Here is a 22011-nt window from a genome sequence, read left to right on the forward strand (position 1 = left end):
ATATGTCGACATACACTGATTTTGTGACACGACATGTACCAATCATTGAACAAACCATTTGTACATTTTTAAAAAAAGAAACAATAGGTGAAGACTTGTATGACTCTATGAGTTATTCGGTAAAAGCTGGTGGGAAAAAATTCCGTCCACTTTTATTTTTGGCGACGTTATCCTTAGTTGATTACCCGATCACTAATAAAGAATATAAAGTCGCAAGTTCTTTAGAAATGATTCATACCTATTCATTAATCCATGATGATTTGCCAGCGATGGATGATGATGATTTACGACGAGGTAAACCAACCAATCATAAACAATTTGGCGAAGCGATGGCTATTTTGGCAGGCGATGGATTATTAACGGAGTCTTTTCATCTGCTTTCTAGTGCGGAGATAGAAGCGACTAAATTAGTTAAGTTGGTAGAAATTCTATCTAGTAGTGCTGGGACAAAAGGGATGATAGCTGGTCAAGTTGAAGACATAGAAGCAGAAGAGCAATCTGTGTCACTTGCTGAATTACAATTGATTCATGAGAAGAAAACGGGAGCATTGATAAAATCTGCCGTTGAGATGGCATGTGTGTTAGCAAGTGTAAGCCCCATCATTGAAAGTGAGTTGATGACTTATGCAACGTCTGTTGGAATTGCATTTCAAATTCGTGATGACTTATTGGATGTGATTGGTGATGAGGCTATTATCGGGAAACACGTTGGTAGTGATGAAAAATTAAATAAATCAACTTATGTGTCATTGTTAGGGTTAGAAGAAGCCAAAGAAGCGTTCTATAAACAATGTGACATAGCTAAAGAAGCATTGCACCGAACAAAAATTGAATTGGGAATAGACAATACTCAAACGTTACTAGATGAAATATTAAAAGAATTGAAGGAAATATAATGAAAGAAAAAGTCGGCAAAGAACGAGTAGATGTTCTTTTAGTGCAACAAGGATTGTGTGAGACAAGAGAAAAAGCCAAACGAACAGTGATGGCTGGTTTAGTATGTGATGAGAAAAATATCCGATACGATAAACCTGGTGAAAAAATACCTATCACGACTGAATTACGTTTAAAAGGTCAAGTATTGAAATATGTGTCTCGCGGTGGATTGAAACTTGAAAAAGCAATAGAGGTATTTGATATTGATTTTTCTAACAAAATCTTATTAGATATAGGTTCGTCGACAGGCGGATTTACTGATGTTGCCTTACAAAATGGAGCTATGATGAGTTATGCTTTAGATGTTGGGTCAAATCAATTAGCATGGAAACTTCGTCAAGATGAACGTGTAGAAGTGATGGAAAAAACTAATTTTAGGTATTCAAAATTAGCTGATTTTAAATTAGGTCAACCGACAATTGCCACGATAGATGTTTCATTTATTTCATTAAAGCTAATAATCCCTGTGTTGCGTGATATTATTTCAAATGATGGAGAAGTAGTTGCTTTAATTAAACCGCAATTTGAAGCTGGAAAAGAACAAGTCGGTAAAAAAGGCATAGTAAGAGACAAAAAAGTTCATGTTGATGTATTGAATAGAATGATAGACATGATGACAGACTCAAGGTTTAATGTTATGCAATTAGATTACTCGCCTATAACAGGTGGGGAGGGAAATATTGAATTTCTTGCTTATTTAAAACCTTGTGAAGAAGTAGGTAACTATTTAGGAAAAGAAACGCCCGTTCAATTAGTTGAAAGAGCTCATGCTCAGTTAAATGGATAAGAGAGGTCGAACATGAGAAAGTCTGAACGACAAAAGTTAATCAAACAAATCATATTTGAAGAAAGTGTTGGCAAACAAGAAGAGTTAGTTATTTTATTAAAAGAACGCGGTATTCCTGTGACTCAAGCGACAGTATCTCGAGATATAAAAGAGTTGAATCTGATTAAACAAGTAGATGAACATGGAGATTTCAGATATTACCTACCTAAAAATGACACGTCAGAAAAACGTCGCTTGGAAAAAATGATTGAAACATCATTTATAAAAGTCGAAATAATGGATAATTTGGTGAACTTGCAGTTAGAGCCAGGTGTGGGTGTTATTATAGGGAAACTGGTTGAATTTGTGTATGAGGATAGTTTATTTGCCGTTGTTGCTAATGATGATAAATTACTGATTATTACACGAACGAATGAACAGGCACGTATGTTAGAAAGAGAAATTTTATCTATGACATAAGAGGTGAGAAGCGACATGATTCAAGAATTAACAGTTCAAGATTTTGCAATTATTTCTAATTTAACGATTCCTTTTAAAGAAGGAATGACAGTGCTGACAGGTGAAACTGGAGCGGGGAAATCGATTATTATAGATGCGATGGGATTAATCGTTGGCGGTCGTGGTTCAGCTGATTATATAAGAGATGGTGCAGAGAGATGTCGGATTGAAGGGTCATTTTTTGTTTCAGATAATGAAAAAGTTGCGACATTTTTAGAAGATAATGGGATAGAATCAGCAGAGGGTCAATTAGTTATTCAGCGCGAAATATATCGCACAGGTAGAAATAATTGCCGAATTAATGGACAATTAGTTACTACTAAAACTCTACGTGAGATTGGTCCCTTTATAGTTGATATTCATGGACAAAATGAGCATCAAGAATTAATGCAAGTTCAGAACCATCTAAGATTACTAGATCAATATGCTCCAAGTGATGTAAAAGAACTAAAAGAGATGTATCAAGAAAAATATCAGAAGTATGATGAACTGAAACATAAAGTGACGCATCTATTGAATCATGAAAAAGAATTTGTTCAACGCATGGACATGCTGACATTTCAATATAAAGAAATCGAAACAGCGCAACTTGTTGTTGGTGAAGAAGAATCTTTAATAGAAGAAAGACGTCGATTAGTAAACTTTCAAAAAATTATGGATTCATTAAAGAAAGCTTATCAGTATTTAGACAATGAAGAAATCAATGCTGTGAGCTTAAGTGGCGCAGCAATGACCGAGATGGAACAAATAGAGTCTATTGATACAGAATATGCTGAAACGACGGAGTTATTGCGGACAGCATATTATTCTTTACAAGAAGCAACGGGTAGAATCAATACATCTTTAGAGCAATTAGAAATGGATGACGAGCGATTAATTGTGATTGATAATCGACTGGATATTATTAGGCAATTAAAACGAAAATATGGCGAGACAGTAGAAGAAGTGCTTGCATATTTTGAAGAAATTACGCAAGAGTTAGAATCACAACTAGATACCACAACAGATGTGACTAAATTACAAGAACAGTTAATAGAAATGGAGCAAGAATTACAGGGTATAGCATTAAAACTTAGTGAAACAAGACATCAAGTCGCAAAAGTATTAGAAGAAAATATCATGTCTCAATTGGCTAGTTTGTATATGGAACAAGCGGTTTTCGAAGTGGTGTTTACGCAAACTGATTTAACGATTAATGGAATAGATAAAGTTGAGTTCTATTTATCGACCAATGTAGGTGAGTCATTAAAACCTTTAACAAAAATTGTTTCTGGCGGGGAATTGTCACGAATTATGTTAGCGTTAAAAACTATTTTTTCAACGACACAATCGATTACTAGTATTGTGTTTGACGAGGTGGATACCGGGGTTAGCGGTCGTGTGGCGCAAGCAATTGCTGAAAAAATTCATCAGATTGGTTCACACTCTCAAGTATTATGTATTACCCATTTACCACAAGTAGCAGCAATAGCAGATACTCAATATTTTATTAGAAAATTAGTTAAAGATAACCGTACACAAACACAAGTTAGTGAATTGGCTGACAGTGAGCGAGTAAATGAAATTGCACGGATGCTTTCAGGGGCTGATGTTACTGAGCTGACGAAAGAACATGCGAAAGAATTACTTGATTTAGCAAAAAAATAGCGTCGACCTCATGAGAGGTCAACGCTATTTTTTAGATTACACCAATCGCTGCTAATGAAGATAAGACAATTCCACCCACAGTTACAATAATCATAATCCAAACGACGACTTTTGTAATCTTGCTGAATGTTGATTTTGGTTTTTTATCCATAGTTTAAAATTCACTCCAATTATATAGTCATTACTATGTATTTTACAATGAGGAATATCTAAATAGCAAGAAAATCAATTAAATGTAAAAATATGCTTAAATAAATTGAAAGAATTGAACGCAATGATTATAATGAAAGTAATAATAATGTTAATGAAGGGATAAATAGCATGCCTCAATTTACTATCGCACTATTTTTCTGGTATTTATTTCCAGTGATAGTGATAATAGCAAGTAATTTACTTGTTAAGAAAACTCATTTGGATAAAAAGTACGGAGTGAAGGCTCCTGATATTGCGACTCCCTTCTTTTTTGTGGGTATTCACTTTGTCTCAAAAGGAACGTTAGGGGATAGTTTTTTAGCCTATGTTTTTCTAATGATTTTTTTTATAGGAATGCTTATTGCTGTAATGCTTGCTTATCAGTTTCATGAAATTAATTTCAAACGATATTTTAAAGTATTATGGCGTATGACTTTTTTAGTGACTTTAATGATTTATATTATTTTAATTCTAGGTAGTATAGTGATATTTTTACAACGATAATAAAACCTCATTCTTTGTGATAGCTTAAAATTCATAGTTAATGATGTCAGATGAAAATCATGAAACCATACTTGTATAAATGGGTTTCATGATTTTTTTATTCCTTTCCCCCGTTCTTTAAAATCTATGATAAATTTTAATTTTTTTTATAAGATTGTGGTAGAAAGTGGGGTAATGTGGTAGACTAAAATTATTGAGTGGCAGTGTGAGGTGATCATGTTATGTTTATGGGAGAGTTCCAACATAATATTGACTCAAAAGGACGTCTAATCGTACCCTCTAAACTAAGAGATTCTCTTGGTGAACGTTTTATCGTAACCAGAGGAATGGATGGATGTCTATTTGGCTATACGTTAGATTCTTGGGCCAACCTCGAAGCGAGTATGAAAGATATGCCACTTACAAAAAAAGATGCTAGGACATTCGTTCGATTCTTTTATTCCGCAGCTACTGAATGTGAAATAGATAAACAAGGACGTATTAATATACCAGTGAAATTAAGAGAGTTTGCTGGACTAGAAAAACCTTGTGTCATTATTGGTGTATCCGATCGTATCGAAATTTGGAGTGAAGACAGATGGTTAGCTTTTTCCAAAGAAGCTGAAGAAAATTTCGATGACATTGCGGAAGGACTAATTGATTTTGGAATATAAGCAAGTAATGGAGAATGAATATGTCAGAAACATTTAAACATGTCACTGTATTATTAGAAGAAACAGTGGATGGATTAAACATCAAACCAGATGGTATTTATATAGACTGCACGTTAGGTGGCGCTGGGCATAGCCAGTATCTACTATCACATTTATCAGATAAAGGTCATTTGTATGCCTTTGACCAAGATGAGCGTGCTATTGAACATGCAGAACAATTTTTGAATGAAGAAATAAAAAAAGAAAAAGTAACCTTTATAAAAAGTAACTTTCGCTATCTAAAAGAGAAGATGAATGAATTAGGTGTCGATAAAGTCGACGGTATTTTATACGACTTAGGTGTATCATCACCTCAACTTGATGAGGCCGAAAGAGGGTTTAGTTATCATCAAGATGCACCGCTAGATATGCGAATGGACCAAACCAATCCGTTGACAGCAAAAGTTGTGGTAAATGAGTACACCTATGAACAACTTGTTAAGATATTTTTCCGTTACGGAGAAGAGAAGTTCTCGAAACAAGTTGCTCGTTTAATAGAAAAAAAACGTGTTGACAAACCAATCGAAACAACAGGTGAGTTGGTTGATATCATTAAAGAAGCTATTCCAGCACCTGCTAGAAGAAAAGGTGGACATCCAGCTAAACGAATTTTTCAAGCAATTCGTATTGAAGTTAATAGTGAACTGGATGTTATTGGAGAAACACTTGAACAAGCTATTGATTTATTAAAACCGAATGGGCGAATTAGTGTTATTACTTTCCATTCTTTAGAAGATAAAATTGTCAAAAATATTTTTAAAGAATACAGCACACCACAAGATTTACCACCAGGATTACCAATTGTACCAGTTGAGTATCAACCTGATATTAAACTTGTGAATAGAAAACCAATTGTGGCTTCTAAGGAAGAATTAGAAGTTAACAATCGGTCTCGTAGTGCAAAACTACGTATTATCGAAAAAATAACTCCTGAAAGGGTGATTTAACATGTCTTTGCCAGAAAAGCATAGCCAATATACATATGACCAATCTCCAGTTAACTCACCTAGTAAGGAGAAAGGCAAGTTAGAAGAAGTACAACTTCCAATGATGCCTCCTAGTAAATTAAAAAAAGTGACGAAATTAGAGAAATTTGTATTTGTAGCTTTTGTTGGAACGTTTTTATGTTTAGCAGTGGCAACTATTCGGATGACAACCTATATTAATCGTGAAGAAGAGGCAATCTCGTCTATTCAAGCTGAAAAAAAACAAATGCAGCAGGATATCGAAACACTCGATCAGGAAAAAAATGAGCTACAACGGACTGAACGTTTGAAAAAAATTGCAGAAAGTGCAGGAATGCAAATGCATGATGAGAATATAAGGAAAATCAAATGATGAAAAAAATTAAAGAGTTTTTTATTAAATTAAATAAGAAAATACAAGAAAAGAGTTTAACACCAGCAGGCAATAGAAAAAAAGTAGGGGTTATCCTGTTTTATACCTCTATTGCTGTTTTTGCGATTATCTCTTTACGCTTTGTTTATATCATAACAGTTGGTAAAGTGGGATCACAAAGTCTTGATTCTGAAAGGCAAAAAATATATCAAGGAAGTAGCGTTATCAAAGCAAAACGTGGAACCATTTTTGATCGTAATGGGTTACCACTTGCTGAAGATGCTACTTCTTATTCGTTATATGCCGAATTAGATAAAAATTATAAAGGGATCAATAATGTTGAGTTGTTTGTTCATGACAAGGATCATGATAAGATTGCTGAAATACTTAATAAATACACAGGTATTGACAAAGAGTTGGTGCTAGACCAACTAAAACCTAAAAAAAATAAAAACGGAAAGCTAATTACAAATGTGGAATTTGGATCCAAGGGAAAAAATTTAAGTTTGGAAACTAAAAATAGTATTAAAGAAGCACTTGAAAAAGAGAAAATAACCGGTATTTATTTTAAAGAACATCCAGATAGACTATATCCTAATGGAAAATTTGCTTCTTATTTTATTGGATATGCTCAACCAGAAGATAATAATAAGGAAGATAGCAAGTTAAGTGGTAAGAATGGCTTAGGTATTGAAAATGCCTATGACAGTGTGTTAAAAGGTGAAGATGGCTTTAAATATTACCAAAAAGATAGTAAGGGAAATGAACTTCCAGGGACGGAAGTGGTAGATAAAAAAGCGAAGGATGGACAGGATATCTATACCACACTTGATACGAATCTTCAGACTCGTCTAGAAGATGTTATGGACAGTGTGAATGAAAAAGCAAAACCAGAAGATATGACAGCTATTTTAATGGATGCAAAAACGGGTGATATTCTAGCAGCATCACAACGTCCAACTTTTGACCCACAAACAAAAGAAGGTTTATATAAAGAAAAAGGAAAACCAGACCCAGTTTGGGAGAACTTGTTAGTGCAACGTCCATTTGAACCAGGGTCAACAATGAAAGTTTTCACAGTGGCAGCAGCAATTGATTCAGGTAAATTTCCATATAATGAAACATTTGCATCAGGAAAGACACAGTTGTATGATGCAACCATTAGTGATTGGATTCCATCAGGAAAAGGTATTTTGACATATAGACAGGCTTTATCTTGGTCAAGTAATGTTGGAATGGTTAATCTAGAACAAAAAATGGGGTCAATTTGGCCTGAATATTTAGAACGTTTTGGATTTGGTCATTCAACAAATTCAGGATTACCCCTTGAAGCAACAGGTAGTATTAGTGATAAAAACCCAGTTGACATGGCAATGACATCCTTTGGTCAAGCAATATCAGTGACGAATATGCAAATGATGCAAGCTTATACTGCTATAACAAATGAAGGGAAAATGTTAAAACCGCGTTACATTAAAAAAATTGTTGATAAAGATGGGAAAGAAAAAGAGGTCAAGACAGAGGTAGTTGGCGAACCAATAAAGGCTGCTACAGCTAAGACTGTTCTTGAATACATGCAAGATACTGTTAATGATGAAATATATGGAACAGGTTATGGCATTTACAATATTGACGGGGTAAATGTTTCTGCTAAAACTGGGACAGCCCAAATTTTTGAAAATGGTCAACTTTTAACTGGAGCAAATGACTATATTTACTCTGTGGTTCAGATAGCACCTACAGAAAATCCAGAATACATTATGTACGTCACAATGAAAAAACCAGTCGTTACCGGTGAATACGGCTCTCCAGCACAGATGATTGCTGAAGTTTCAAACGGTATGTTAAAACATGCATTTAAAGTAGACACCACAACAGATAAAGGAGAATAGTATGATCGGAGTAGAATTATTAATACCATTATCATTAGGGATTGCTTTTGTATTTATGGTAATGCCACTATTTATAGGATACTTTAAAATGAAAAAAATGGGGCAAGCCATTCGAGAAGAAGGACCTGAAGGCCACTTAGCAAAATCTGGAACACCAACAATGGGAGGGGTTGTTTTTCTAACAAGTATATTGTTGACCTCTCTTATTGTAGGAGCTTGGCAAAAAGAAATGTCATTTTCTTTTTGGAGTATTTTATTTATTATGTTTTTGTATGGATTATTAGGATTTCTGGATGATTTCATTAAAGTGTTTAAGAAAAGAAATCTAGGTCTTAATTCAAAACAAAAATTAATTGGTCAAATTGTGGGTGGAATTATTTTGTATACTGTTATGAAATCAAATGGTATGACAGATGAATTATACATTCCGGTCATTGGAACAATTAATTTAGGTGTATTATACGGTGTTTTTGCAGTAATTTGGCTAGTTGGTTTTTCAAATGCCGTTAACCTAACTGATGGTATTGATGGTCTTGTGTCTGGATTAGGGATGATTTCATTTGGAACATATGCCATTATTGCTTATAAACAAGAACAATATGCTATTCAATTGATTTGTTTAGCAACAGTAGGAGCTTTGTTTGGCTTTTTAGTGTTTAATAAAAAACCTGCTAAAATATTTATGGGAGATGTTGGTTCACTTGCTCTTGGCGGTATGTTAGCTGCTATTTCCATATTATTGCATCAAGAATGGACATTACTATTAGTAGGATTAGTTTATGTAATAGAAACATTAAGTGTGATTTTACAGGTAGCTTCTTTTAAATTAACAGGGAAACGTATTTTTAAGATGTCACCTATTCATCATCACTTTGAACTGAGCGGATGGTCTGAGTGGAAAATAGATATTGTTTTTTGGATAGTAGGATTAGTTATGTCAGCAATTACTTTAGGGATTTTATATAATTAAGGAGATTATGAAGGATGAAACAATCGAAACGTTATGCAAATGAAAAAATTTTAGTGTTGGGTTTAGCTAGAAGTGGTGTAGCAGCAGCTAAGTTACTTCACGAATTAGGTGCTTTTGTAACAGTTAATGACGCTAAAAAACTATCAGAAAACAAAGAAGCACAAGAACTATTAGAAGCTGGTATAACAGTGATTACTGACGGTCATCCTTTAGACCTTCTTGATGAAGGTTTTTCTTTAATTGTCAAAAACCCCGGGATTCCATATACGAATCCTATTCTCGAAAAAGCAATAAAGAAGAAGATTCCAATCATAACTGAGGTTGAGTTGGCGTATCAAGTATCTGAAGCACCGTTTATTGGCATAACAGGAACAAATGGTAAAACAACCACCACAACTATGATTAAACAAATTATAGATTCTTATCAACCGAATACAGCGTTACTTGCAGGTAATATAGGGTTTCCAGCAAGTGATGTCGTGGTTGAAGCAACAAAAGACAATGTATTGGTAACAGAATTATCTAGTTTCCAATTAATGGGAATAGACGAGTTTAAACCACATATTGCAGTCATTACTAATATATATGAAGCACATATTGACTATCATGGAACGCGTGAAGAATACGTGAAAGCTAAATGGCGTATTCAAAAAAATATGACTAAAGAAGACATATTGATTCTTAACGCTGATTTGCCTGAGCTGGTAGAATTATCAAAAAGCTCTCAAGCAGCAATTACGTGGTTTTCAACCACTCAAAAAGTAACAGGTGCCTATTTAGAAGACGGCTGGTTAACTTATAACGATGAAAAAATAATGAAGTCCGGTGATTTAGGAGTTCCAGGGTCTCATAATGTTGAAAATGCTCTGGCAGCAATTTGTGTGGCAAAAAATTATGGAGTAGATAATGAGTCAATAAAAACAAGTTTATCATTATTCTCTGGTGTGCCACATCGAACAGAATATATCGGCACATTTAATGGTGTCAAAGTTTATAATGATTCAAAAGCGACAAATATTTTAGCAGCTAAAAAAGCAATTAGTGGATTTAATAATGAGCAATTAGTGTTAATTGCTGGAGGACTGGATAGAGGAAACTCATTTGATGAATTTATCCCAACAATTGAAAACATGAAAGCTATTGTTTTATTAGGTGAGACAAAAGAAAAGTTAAAAAAAGCTGCACAACAAGCATTAGTTAAAGAAATTGTATGTGTGGAAACAATGACAGAAGCAGTTGAAGAAGCAATAAAAATCGCAAGTGCTGATGACACAATTTTACTCTCTCCAGCATGTGCTAGTTGGGATATGTATCCGAACTTCGAAACTCGAGGAACAGAATTTGTAGAAGAAATAATTAAGCAAGTAGGGAAATAATTATGAAAGTATTGGTATCCGGTGGAGGAACAGGTGGTCATATTTACCCAGCCATCTCGATTGTTCACTATATTAGAGAAAAATATCCAGAGTCGGAATTTCTATACATTGGTACAGAAAAAGGTTTGGAAAGTAAATTAGTACCTAGTCAGAGTATTCCGTTTAAAACAATTGAAATACAAGGATTTTATCGCTCGTTAACCTTGAAAAATTTAAAAACAATGTATTTGTTTTTAACGAGTATTAAACAGGCTAAACGCTACATTAAAGAGTTTCAACCTGATATTGTGATTGGGACAGGTGGTTATGTTTGTGGCTCAGTCGTATACGCTGCAAGTAAACTGAATGTACCAACTATTATCCATGAACAAAATAGTGTAGCGGGTATGACAAATAAATTTTTATCAAAATATGTCGATAAAGTCGGAATTTGTTTTTCTGACGCAGCAGAGTATTTTCCTACAGAAAAAGTTGAATTAGTTGGGAATCCTAGAGCGCAAGAAGTTACTTTTATTGAGAAAAAACCTGTTTTAGAAGAGTACGGTTTATCTTCATCTAAACCAACGATTATTATATTTGGGGGGAGTCGTGGGGCGCAGACGATTAATAATGCAATGAAAGAAGCATTGCCATTATTTGAAGGAAAACCATATCAAGTTTTATATGCTTCAGGTACCATTTACTTTGATGAATTCAATGAGTATAAAGATTTAATTAAAAGGTTAGACAATGTAACAATTGTCCCTTATATTGATAATATGGTAGATGTTTTAGTCAATGTAGAGGCATTAGTTGGTAGAGCTGGTGCTACTAGTATGGCTGAAATTACAGCACTTGGCTTACCGTCTATTTTAGTACCAAGTCCCAATGTTACAGATGATCATCAAACAAAAAATGCTATGAGTTTAGTTAATAAACAAGCCGCATTGATGGTAAAAGATAATGATTTGACAGGTAAAGTGCTTGTAAAAAATATTGACAAACTTATGTTGGATGATAAATTTAGAGAAGATATGGCAAAAGCATCTAAAAAAGAGGGAATACCAGATGCGATGGATCGATTGTATGGATTGATTCAAGAACTAACCTAATTAAGGGGGGCTAGTAAGGGATGTCATACAAAAAAGATGATGATAAAGGTGACAATCAGAATGAAAATAAATTAATAAAGTCATCTAAATCTGAACTAACCAAGCATCAAAAAAAATTACCTGCAAAGAATAATCGAATTAACAAGCTCTCACCTTTTAATGGGCTAACACCAGTTGAAGAGAAAAAATTAACTAGACGACTGACTAGTATTTTAGTTACCTTGACTATTGGAATATTAATCACGCTCTACATCATTTCTCCGTTAAGTAAATTACAAGGAGTAACAATACAAGGTATTGATAAAGCTGATAATACGTCGATTATTAAAGCTAGTCATTTGAAAGTTGGCGAGAATATGTGGCGACAATATTTTGATAAAAATCAAGAAATGAAACAAGTTGTTGCAAAAAATCCACGAGTTAAAACAGCTAAATTATCCATTACTAAATTTAATCATTTTAAGATTAAAGTCACAGAGTATGATGTATTAGCGGTTCTGTCGAAAGATGATAAACTTTATCCAGTTCTATCAAATGGTAAAATATTGAGTGAGCCAGCTAAAGAATCGGAAAAAGAGTTACCAAAATTAATTGGTTTTAAAGAAGGTGAAAGTTTAGATTCACTTTTAATGTCTTATGAGAATTTTTCAGCCAAAATAAAAACTGAAATTACATCAATCGAGTCTCAAGCAACAAAAACTAATCCATTTCGTATTAAATTAGAAATGAAAGATGGAAATCAAGTGATTGGATTATCAACAACCATAGCAGATAAACTTATTTTTTACGATAAAATCGCTGCTGAATTAAAAGATAAAAGTGTAATAGATATGGAAGCAGGAAAAACAGGGGTTTATTCGTACCCAATCGAAACACATGAAAGTAGTGTAAGTGATGGTTTATCAAACGAAAGTTCTAGTGAAAGTAAAATTAATGGTTTTTAACGTTCAGAAAAAAAACTAGCAAATATGGTATTCTTCTTTATTTCATAGTACTATTTATGATAGAATGGTGTGAGGTATTATGCATATAATAAAGGAAGACTTTGTTAGAATTATAGGAGGGAAGACCTTTCATGGCCAAAACAGGAATATATGTAAGTCTTGACATCGGTACAACATCAATTAAAGTTGTCGTAGCCGAGTACATAGAAAATCAAATTAACATTATCGGTGTAGGAAATGCAAAATCAAAAGGGTTGGATCGTGGGATTGTTATAGATATTGACAAAGCTGTCCAATCTGTTCAAAGAGCAATTAAACAAGCAGAAGAAAAATCAGGTGTTCAAATTAAAAGTGTCAGCGTAGGAATTCCAGCTAATCTTTTAGAAGTTGAAAAATGTGAAGGTATGATTGCAGTTAACAATGAATCAAAAGAGATTACAGATAGGGATGTCAAAAATGTGGCATCTGCGGCTGTAGTTCGATCAACGCCGCCAGAGCGCCAAGTCATTACATTGATTCCACAAGAGTTTAAAGTAGATGGATTTGAAGGGATTAAAGATCCTCGTGGTATGATTGGTGTCCGTTTAGATATGAAGGGACTATTATATACTGGTCCCAAAACAATTGTCCACAACATCCAAAAATGTGTTGAGAAAGCTGGATTGGTTATTGATGAGATGGTTATTACCCCTCTAGCACTTGCTTCATCTATTTTATCTGATGGGGAAAAAGATTTTGGAACAACTATTATTGACATGGGTGGTGGTCAAACGACTACTTCTGTTATGTACGAACGTGAACTAAAATTCTCGCACGTGGAGCAAGAAGGTGGAGAATTTGTTACAAAAGATATCTCTGTCGTTTTAAATACATCGTTGACTAATGCTGAAGCGTTAAAAATTAATTATGGTTATGCTTATCCAGAAAGAACATCACCTAATGAAGAATTTCCAGTTGATGTAATTGGAAAAAATGAACCAGTCAGAATAGACGAACGTTATTTATCCGAGATTATTGAGGCGAGAGTGGAACAAATTTTTTCTAAGTCAAAAATGATGTTAGATAGTATTGATGCATTAAACTTGCCAGGTGGGGTTATCTTAACAGGTGGTGCAGCTAGTTTACCTGGAGTAGTTGAGTTAGCAGCCGACATGTTTGGGACAAACGTTAAATTATATGTGCCAAATCATATGGGACTTCGCAATCCTGTTTATGCAAATGCTATTGCTATTGTTGAATATGTCGCTCAACTTGATGAGGTTTATCATGTCACAAAATTAGCGGTTACTGGAGACAAAAAACGTCCAACTAAATCTGTGAGAGACGTACCAACTGAGACAAAACAACATGATAAAACTGTACAGCAAGCAAAAGAACCCGTTACAGAAATGCCAGTTAACGAACCTGTTCAAGCAAAAGAAGAAGGTTTTGGTGGCAAGGTAAAAGGTTTCTTGTCCAATATATTTGACTAACAGTCTAGGAGGAAACAAATAATGGAATTTTCATTAGATAATACTGTAAATACTGGCGCGGTAATTAAAGTTATCGGTGTTGGTGGCGGTGGCGGTAACGCTGTAAACCGTATGATTGATGAGGGAGTTAAAGGTGTAGAATTCATCGTTGCAAATACAGATGTACAAGCATTACAACATTCTAAAGCAGAAACTGTCATCCAATTAGGACCTAAATTTACAAAAGGGTTAGGTGCAGGTTCATTACCAGATGTTGGTGAAAAAGCAGCATCTGAAAGTGAAGATTTGATTGCAGAAGCATTGAAAGGTGCTGATTTAGTATTTATCACTGCAGGAATGGGTGGAGGTACTGGTACTGGTGCTGCACCAGTAGTTGCAGGTATTGCTAAAGAGCAAGGCGCACTTACTGTTGGTGTGGTTACACGCCCATTTAGCTTTGAAGGACCAAAGCGCAGTCGTTTTGCAGCTGAAGGTATTTCGGCATTAAAAGAAAACGTTGATACATTAGTGATTATTTCGAATAATCGTTTATTGGAAATTGTTGATAAACGCACACCAATGTTAGAAGCATTTAGAGAAGCAGATAATGTTTTACGTCAAGGTGTTCAAGGTATCTCAGATTTAATTACATCTCCAGGCTATGTTAACTTAGACTTTGCTGATGTTAAAACAGTTATGGAGGATCAAGGGACTGCACTTATGGGTATCGGTGTTGCTAATGGTGAAGATCGAGTTATTGAAGCAACAAGAAAAGCGATTGCTTCTCCGTTACTTGAAACATCCATTGAAGGTGCTGAACAAGTACTATTAAATATAACTGGCGGGGCCGATATGACGTTATTTGAAGCACAAGATGCTTCAGAAATTGTTTCAAGTGCAACCGGTGGCGATGTGAATATTATATTAGGAACGTCTGTTAATGACCAATTAGGTGATGAAATTGTTGTAACAGTTATCGCAACAGGTATCGATCCAGGAAAAAAAGAACGTCAACCAATGGGAAGAAATAGTGTCGCAACACAAAACGGAATGGTACAACAACGTCAAACAAGAATGGTACAAGATCCAATTCGTGAAGTACCAGAAGTTGAATCTGTACGTCCAACTCAAACAAGTGCTTTCGGAGATTGGGATTTAAAACGCGAACCGTCTACTAGACAAGTACCAGATGAGACACAATTCGAAACAATTGATAGAAAAGAATATGATAATGTAAGTCAAGAATCTGATCATCAAATTGAAACAGAAGATGAGCTAAGTACACCACCTTTCTTTAGAAGAAAAAAATAAGGGGTGACTCAACATGATGCTGCAAACACTCCAACAAAATGTTGAAGCTGTTCAAAAAGAGGTAGAGCAAGTTTGTAAATGCAGTCATAGAGCATTCAATGATGTAACAGTTATATGTGTAACAAAGTCAGTAGATAAGGAAACGACTAAACAGGTAATTGACTTAGGATATGAGCATGTGGCTGAGAATCGAATGGATAAGTTACTAGAAAAGCAAGACTATTTAAAAGATTATCGTCAAATTAAGTGGCATTTTATAGGCAACTTACAAAGGCGAAAAGTTAAAAGTATTATTAATCAAATTGATTATTTTCATGCATTGGATAAACTGTCATTAGCACAAGAAATACAAAAAAGAGCGACAAAACGGGTTAAGTGTTTTGTCCAAGTAAATGTTTCTGGAGAAAGTACCAAACAAGGTATTTCTCCAGAAAGTTTGATAAACTTCATTAAGGATTTAGAAGATTTTGATAGAATTGAAGTTGTTGGTCTAATGACCATGGCTCCTATTGATTCAAGTCTTGACGAATTATCTCATTATTTTAGCCAATTAAAAATATTGCAAACAACAATTGCTAATAAAAATTTTAAACATGCACCTTGTACGGAGTTAAGTATGGGAATGAGCCAAGATTTTGTTCCAGCAATTGAATGTGGCGCAACGTTTGTTAGGATTGGTTCGAGATTTTTCGAATCTTAGGGGGAGAGGTGATAGAGTGAAGATATTCAATAAAGCTGGTGAGCGGTTTTCTGATTTTTTTGGTGTGTCTGATGATGATGAAAGATATGAAGAAAGTGAGCCTTTCGTGGATGAGCAAATTGAGGAAATCATAGTTGAAAAACCAACTCCTACTAAGGCTGAAACAATCCAACAAAAATCAGAGATACAAGAAAGTAACATTAAAATAAATGAACAAAATTCTGTTGCATCAGGTAAGGAATACGGTCGAACAGATGAGAAAAATCAATCTGTTTCTATGCCTGAAAACCAATATACCAACGAAAAAATAGTTGAAATGAATACCTATCATCAGTCGACCTCAAATGGAAACAAACGTATGGTAGTTTCTAGGCAGCATAGAAAAGTATCTGTATACGAACCACGTGACTATATTGACTGTAAGCAAATTGCACAGGCACTTTTTAGAAGAGAAATTGTTATTTTATCTTTTCGATTGATGAAAGAGCAACCTGCTAGACGTATCGTAGACTTTATGACGGGTGTAGTATATGCAGTTGATGGAGATATTCAACGATTAGGTGATGATATTTTTATATGCACGCCACCAAATGTTGATGTTGATTCTAGTATTACTCGTAACATAATCACAAATCATTTAACTGAATATTAAGGATGTGTTAGTTTGATTATCGCTTTAATTTCTAAAGCAATACAAATCTATACTTATGTATTGGTGATTTATGCTTTACTTTCGTGGTTTCCAGGAGCGTATGATTCTAAGATAGGTCAGTTTATTATACGGATTTCTAGGCCATATTTGAGTATGTTTGATCGCTTAAATTTAAGTATCGGTCCGATTGATTTTACAATTATTGTAGCAATATTTGTACTTCAGTTGGCAGGAAATGGGTTAGTTATAATATTATCACGATTAATATATATGTTTTAAAGAAAGGATGTGAGTTTTTTGCAAGCTAATGTGTACCAGCATTTTCGCAAGGACGAGCATCCTTTTATTGATATAGTAGGTAATTGGATGGAACAAGTGGAAATGCAATATGCACCAGTTGTTACTGATTTTTTAAATCCAAGAGAGATGTTTATTCTGAAAACACTAGTTGGTAATAGCGAGGATATATCGTTATCTTTCTTTGGTGGATATGATTTTTCTGAGAGAAAATGCGCTATTCTATACCCTAGTTATTATGAGCCAAGTGAGACCGATTATGAAGTTCTCGTTTATCAAATAAAGTATCCATTGAAGTTTGGGCATTTAACACATGGCAAGGTACTTGGAACACTGATGAGTACAGGTGTTAAAAGAGAATTTATTGGCGATATTATCACAGATGGCCAGCAGTGGCAGGTATTTCTAAAAAAATCAATTGCTAACTATATTATTCAACAAGTTGACAAAATAGGTTCGTTTGGAGTAAAATTTGACGAAGTAAGTTGGAAAGATATTTTACAACCAATTGATGAGTGGACAGAAGAGAGTTTAACCATATCATCATTAAGAATTGATAATATTATTTCTACAGTATATAATATATCTAGACAGCGTTCTAAGTTAATAGTTGAATCAAAAAAAGTAAAGGTAAACTGGACTGAAGTTGATCGTGTTGATTATCTAGTGGATTATCTAGATATTATATCAGTAAGGGGATTAGGAAGAGTTCAGTTGCAAGAAACATTAGGAAAGACTAAAAAAGATAAAATTCGTTTGAAAATTAAAGTTTTAAGAAAGTAGCAAGGAGTGTAAAAATGGGAATTAAACCAATCGATATAACTAATAAAAGTTTTAATACAAAATTTAAAGGGTATGACCGTGATGAGGTAGATGATTTTCTTGATCAAATCGCTTTAGAAGTGGAAAAACTAACTCAAGAAAATCGTTCGCTAGAAAAAGAAGTGAAACAAGCTAATGATAAACTAGGTTATTTCAATGAATTGAAAGATTCATTGAATCAATCAATTATTGTGGCACAAGATACAGCTGATAAATTGAAAGAAAATGCTATTAGAGAATCTGACTTAGCAATTCAACAGTCGCAAGCACAATCTGAAGATATCTTAGCGCATGCTAACAAAATGTCTGATGAATTAATTACAGGAGCAACTAATAAAGCAAATCAAATTCTTTCTGAAGCAAGTGAACGTGCTCGTCAGTTAGCCGTTGAAACAGATGACTTGAAGAAGAAAACACGTATCTTCCACAGAAACTTAAATGTGTTATTAGAATCACAACTACAAATTGTACAAAGTGATGAGTGGGACGAAATTCTTAAACCATTTGGTGCCTATGTTGATAGTAGTCACCAAGCGTTTAAACAAGTTCTTGATGCGGTTGAAGCGGCAAATGGCGTTGATCCAACATCACCAGCTGTAAACACAAAACCAGCTTTTGATAACGTTCCAAAGAATAAAGCAACAATCAAACAGCCTGAAATTAAAGTATCAACAACACGTGAAAATACTAATAAACCAGCTGAAAAACCAGCTGAAAAAAATGACGAAACAAAAAAGTTAAATAAAGTTGAACGTGCAACACGTCCAAGAGTTAAATAATAGACAATATTGTAAAACAGAAAAGCTTAATTTAATCTGATAGTGAGTTAGGGATAGTGGAAACCTAGTGAGACACTGAGTTAAGAAAGATCCTTTACATAAAAGAAATCTGAAATAATAGTAAGATTTCTCGGTGAGAATCGTTACAATCTACAAGAGAGTGTAGCCTTATGTCTATACTGAATTTTGGGTGGTAACACGATAGCTTCGTCCCTTTTTATAGGGGCGAGGCTTTTTTTATATAAAAAATAGGTGAGGATGATAAATAGATGAAAATGAAAGAAACGTTGCATTTAGGAAAAACAAGTTTTCCAATGCGTGGTAATTTACCAGTAAGAGAAGTTGAATGGCAAAAAGAATGGGAAGAAAAAGATCTTTATGGACAACGTCAAAAATTAAATGAAGGCAAACCAACATTCATTTTACATGATGGACCACCGTACGCAAATGGAAATATCCATTTAGGTCATGCATTAAATAAAGTTAGTAAAGACATCATTGTTCGTTTTAAATCAATGTCAGGTTTTCGTGCACCATTTGTACCAGGTTGGGATACTCATGGACTACCAATTGAACAAGTTTTGACCAAAAAAGGTGTTAAACGCAAAGAAATGCCTAGAGCAGAATACTTAGAAATGTGTAAAGAATACGCACTTAGCCAAGTTGATAAACAACGTAACGATTTTAAACGATTAGGTGTGTCAGGTGATTGGAATAATCCATACATCACACTTACACCAGATTACGAAGCAGCACAAATCCGAGTATTTGGAAAAATGGCGGAAAAAGGATATATCTATAAAGGATTAAAACCAATTTACTGGTCTCCTTCTAGTGAGTCTTCATTAGCTGAAGCAGAAATTGAATATAAAGACGTTAAATCTGCATCAATTTATGTTGCGTTTGATGTGAAAGATGGCGGAGATGTATTAGATAATGACACAAGTTTTGTTATTTGGACAACAACTCCTTGGACTTTACCTGCTAACTTAGCAATCAGTGTAAACCCTGAATATGTTTATGTTGTAGTAGAAGCAGATGGCAAAAAATTTGTCGTAGCAAAAGAATTATTAGAAACTGTCACAAAAGAAATCGGTTGGGAAACTGTTTCGGTTATTAAAGAGATTAAAGGGACAGAATTAGAAAATCTAACAGCTCAGCACCCATTTTACGATAGAGAATCTCGCTTAATTCTTGGAGACCATGTTACATTAGATGCTGGTACTGGTTTAGTCCATACAGCTCCTGGACACGGGGAAGATGACTACATTGTTTGCCGTAAATATGGTATTGAGGTTATTTCACCTGTAGATTCTCGTGGATGTTATACAGATGAAGCACCGGGATTTGAAGGAATCTTCTATGATAAAGCTAATCCAATGATTACAGAAATGTTAGAAGAAAGTGGTCATTTACTAAAACTTGATTTCTTTACACATAGTTACCCACATGATTGGCGTACAAAAAAACCTGTAATTTATCGTGCGACACCACAATGGTTTGCATCAATTGATAAATTTAGAGGCGACATTCTATCAGAAATTGAAAAAGTTGACTGGATTATTCCATGGGGAAGAACCCGTCTATATAACATGGTTCGTGACCGTGGCGATTGGGTTATCTCTAGACAACGTGCTTGGGGTGTGCCATTACCAGTATTTTATGCTGAAAATGGTGAGGCAATTATTACACCTGAAACAACAGAACATGTGGCGAATTTATTTGCCGAGCATGGATCTAAAGTTTGGTTTGAAAGAGAAGCCAAAGAGTTATTACCAGAAGGCTTTACACATCCAGGTAGTCCAAATGGCGAATTTACAAAAGAAACTGACATCATGGATGTTTGGTTTGACTCAGGTTCATCACATGAAGCTGTATTAAAAGGCAGAAGTGATTTATCATTTCCAGCTGATTTGTACCTAGAAGGATCTGACCAATATCGTGGATGGTTCAACTCAAGTATTACAACAAGTGTGGCAATTAACGGCGTGGCACCATATAAAGCAGTTCTTTCTCAAGGATTTACATTAGACCCACAAGGACGTAAACAAAGTAAATCTTTAGGAAATACGATTGAGCCAAATAAAGTTACCAATCAAATGGGTGCAGATATTTTAAGACTTTGGGTATCAAGTGTCGATTATGAATCAGATGTTAAAGTAGACATGAACACATTAAATCAAATTGCAGAAGTTTATCGTAAAATTCGTAATACAATGCGTTTCCTATTAGCAAATACATCTGATTTTGATGTGAAAAAAGACCGTGTTGAATATGATAAATTGCGTTCAGTTGATAAATATATGATGATTCGTTTGAATGATACAGTTAAAACAATTCGTGATAAAGGATATGAAAACTATTCATTCTCTACAGTGTACAAGAGCTTAGTTAATTTCTGTACGAATGATTTATCAGCCTTCTATTTAGACTTCGCTAAAGATGTTGTTTACATCGAGGCAGGAGATAATCATGAACGCCGTGCAATGCAAACAGTATTTTATGATATTTTAGTGACATTAACTAAATTAATGACACCAATTTTACCATTTACTTCTGAAGAAATCTGGTCTCATTTACAAGAGGAAGAAGAATACGTACAACTTTCTGAATTACCTGGATATGATACTTACCCAGATCAAGAAGATATCATGGAACTTTGGGATGGTTTCATGGAAGTGAGAACAAACGTCTTAAAAGCTCTTGAAGAAGCAAGAAATAGTAAGCTAATTGGTAAATCATTTGAAGCAAAAGTTACGATTTATCCAAATGAACCAAAAGCAATGTTACTAAATGCATTAAACACTAACTTAGCGCAAGTATTGATTGTATCTGATTTAGTCGTTGAAAAACCAACAACTGAAGTACCAGAAAAAGCTGTTAGATTTAATGATGTGGCTATTTTAGTTGAACCTGCTCAAGGTGAAACATGTCAACGTTGTCGTGCAATTAAAGAAGATGTAGGAAGTCATAAAGATTTACCAACATTGTGTAATCGTTGTGCAGAAATTGTTGAAACAAATTATCCAGAAGCTGTGGCTGAAGGGTTAGAATAAAATTTAATATTAATACCTCAAACTACGATAAGGTGGTTTGAGGTTTCTTTATGAAAAGTATTGTAGAAAAAGGAGA

21 protein-coding genes and 1 pseudogene are annotated in these 22011 nt (G+C 34.4%); 21 read left to right on the top strand and 1 reads right to left on the bottom strand.

Features of this window, described 5'->3' with window-relative positions; translation table 11 throughout:
* Nucleotides 1-2: 2 nt before the first annotated feature.
* Genes BW731_RS08690 through recN form a run of 4 tightly spaced genes read left to right on the top strand, consistent with a single transcriptional unit; the run spans nt 3 to nt 3868 of the window.
* Nucleotides 3-896 carry a polyprenyl synthetase family protein gene (locus tag BW731_RS08690; RefSeq protein ID WP_079347380.1) on the top strand — a complete coding sequence of 298 codons (894 nt, stop codon included), beginning with the start codon at nt 3-5 and terminating at the stop codon, nt 894-896.
* Nucleotides 896-1723, top strand: coding sequence for a TlyA family RNA methyltransferase (locus BW731_RS08695; RefSeq protein WP_079347382.1), 828 nt, complete (start codon nt 896-898; stop codon nt 1721-1723). Before BW731_RS08690 ends, BW731_RS08695 begins: the two co-directional genes overlap by 1 nt.
* A gap of 12 nt (nt 1724-1735) precedes the next feature.
* Nucleotides 1736-2182 carry an arginine repressor gene (locus tag BW731_RS08700; RefSeq protein WP_079347384.1) on the top strand — a complete coding sequence of 149 codons (447 nt, stop codon included), beginning with the start codon at nt 1736-1738 and terminating at the stop codon, nt 2180-2182.
* A gap of 15 nt (nt 2183-2197) precedes the next feature.
* Nucleotides 2198-3868 carry a DNA repair protein RecN gene (gene recN / locus BW731_RS08705; RefSeq protein WP_079347386.1) on the top strand — a complete coding sequence of 557 codons (1671 nt, stop codon included), beginning with the start codon at nt 2198-2200 and terminating at the stop codon, nt 3866-3868.
* A gap of 31 nt (nt 3869-3899) precedes the next feature.
* Here recN and BW731_RS08710 read toward each other — a convergent pair whose 3' ends face one another.
* Nucleotides 3900-4019, bottom strand: coding sequence for a DUF4044 domain-containing protein (locus BW731_RS08710; protein ID WP_071456402.1), 120 nt, complete (start codon nt 4017-4019; stop codon nt 3900-3902).
* A 170-nt stretch (nt 4020-4189) separates the two neighbouring features.
* Here BW731_RS08710 and BW731_RS08715 point away from each other — a divergent pair, with 170 nt between their 5' ends.
* The 17 genes and pseudogenes from BW731_RS08715 (at nt 4190) to ileS (ending at nt 21935) form a co-directional block, all read left to right on the top strand.
* On the top strand, nt 4190-4564 hold the full coding sequence (locus tag BW731_RS08715) for a DUF3397 domain-containing protein (protein WP_079347388.1): 375 nt from the start codon (nt 4190-4192) through the stop codon (nt 4562-4564).
* Between the two features lie 221 nt (nt 4565-4785).
* Entirely contained in the window at nt 4786-5217 is a 432-nt protein-coding gene (mraZ, locus tag BW731_RS08720; protein WP_079347390.1) for a division/cell wall cluster transcriptional repressor MraZ, read from the top strand.
* 20 nt (nt 5218-5237) lie between these two features.
* Nucleotides 5238-6203 carry a 16S rRNA (cytosine(1402)-N(4))-methyltransferase RsmH gene (rsmH, locus tag BW731_RS08725; RefSeq protein WP_079347392.1) on the top strand — a complete coding sequence of 322 codons (966 nt, stop codon included), beginning with the start codon at nt 5238-5240 and terminating at the stop codon, nt 6201-6203.
* 1 nt (nt 6204) lies between these two features.
* On the top strand, nt 6205-6594 hold the full coding sequence (gene ftsL, locus BW731_RS08730; protein WP_079347394.1) for a cell division protein FtsL: 390 nt from the start codon (nt 6205-6207) through the stop codon (nt 6592-6594).
* Entirely contained in the window at nt 6594-8486 is a 1893-nt protein-coding gene (locus tag BW731_RS08735; protein WP_079347396.1) for a peptidoglycan D,D-transpeptidase FtsI family protein, read from the top strand. The genes ftsL and BW731_RS08735 overlap by 1 nt, the downstream gene beginning before the upstream one ends.
* 1 nt (nt 8487) lies before the next feature.
* Nucleotides 8488-9456: a phospho-N-acetylmuramoyl-pentapeptide-transferase gene (gene mraY / locus BW731_RS08740; protein ID WP_079347398.1), complete on the top strand. Its 969-nt coding sequence runs from the start codon at nt 8488-8490 to the stop codon at nt 9454-9456.
* A gap of 14 nt (nt 9457-9470) precedes the next feature.
* Nucleotides 9471-10832, top strand: a complete 1362-nt coding sequence (gene murD / locus BW731_RS08745) for a UDP-N-acetylmuramoyl-L-alanine--D-glutamate ligase (RefSeq protein WP_079347399.1) — start codon at nt 9471-9473, stop codon at nt 10830-10832.
* Between the two features lie 2 nt (nt 10833-10834).
* On the top strand, nt 10835-11923 hold the full coding sequence (gene murG / locus BW731_RS08750; RefSeq protein WP_079347401.1) for an undecaprenyldiphospho-muramoylpentapeptide beta-N-acetylglucosaminyltransferase: 1089 nt from the start codon (nt 10835-10837) through the stop codon (nt 11921-11923).
* 20 nt (nt 11924-11943) lie between these two features.
* A complete protein-coding gene (locus BW731_RS08755; protein ID WP_079347403.1) occupies nt 11944-12867 on the top strand; it encodes a cell division protein FtsQ/DivIB in 924 nt (307 codons plus the stop codon).
* A 131-nt stretch (nt 12868-12998) separates the two neighbouring features.
* Nucleotides 12999-14339 (top strand): cell division protein FtsA, encoded by a 1341-nt coding sequence (gene ftsA, locus BW731_RS08760; RefSeq protein WP_079347405.1) that lies wholly within the window; start codon nt 12999-13001, stop codon nt 14337-14339.
* A 21-nt stretch (nt 14340-14360) separates the two neighbouring features.
* Nucleotides 14361-15336 (top strand): annotated as a pseudogene (gene ftsZ, locus BW731_RS08765) (cell division protein FtsZ); the annotation flags it as partial.
* Between the two features lie 306 nt (nt 15337-15642).
* Entirely contained in the window at nt 15643-16329 is a 687-nt protein-coding gene (locus tag BW731_RS08770; protein WP_233120455.1) for a YggS family pyridoxal phosphate-dependent enzyme, read from the top strand.
* 16 nt (nt 16330-16345) lie between these two features.
* Entirely contained in the window at nt 16346-16981 is a 636-nt protein-coding gene (locus tag BW731_RS08775; protein WP_079347408.1) for a cell division protein SepF, read from the top strand.
* A gap of 15 nt (nt 16982-16996) precedes the next feature.
* Nucleotides 16997-17260, top strand: coding sequence for a YggT family protein (locus BW731_RS08780; protein WP_198931963.1), 264 nt, complete (start codon nt 16997-16999; stop codon nt 17258-17260).
* 18 nt (nt 17261-17278) lie between these two features.
* A complete protein-coding gene (locus BW731_RS08785) occupies nt 17279-18061 on the top strand; it encodes a YlmH family RNA-binding protein (protein WP_079347410.1) in 783 nt (260 codons plus the stop codon).
* Between the two features lie 14 nt (nt 18062-18075).
* Nucleotides 18076-18879: a DivIVA domain-containing protein gene (locus tag BW731_RS08790; protein WP_079347412.1), complete on the top strand. Its 804-nt coding sequence runs from the start codon at nt 18076-18078 to the stop codon at nt 18877-18879.
* A 269-nt stretch (nt 18880-19148) separates the two neighbouring features.
* Entirely contained in the window at nt 19149-21935 is a 2787-nt protein-coding gene (gene ileS / locus BW731_RS08795; protein ID WP_079347414.1) for an isoleucine--tRNA ligase, read from the top strand.
* Nucleotides 21936-22011: the final 76 nt, after the last annotated feature.

The sequence above is a fragment of the Vagococcus martis genome (genome assembly GCF_002026305.1).
Classification (GTDB): Bacteria; Bacillota; Bacilli; order Lactobacillales; family Vagococcaceae; genus Vagococcus; species Vagococcus martis.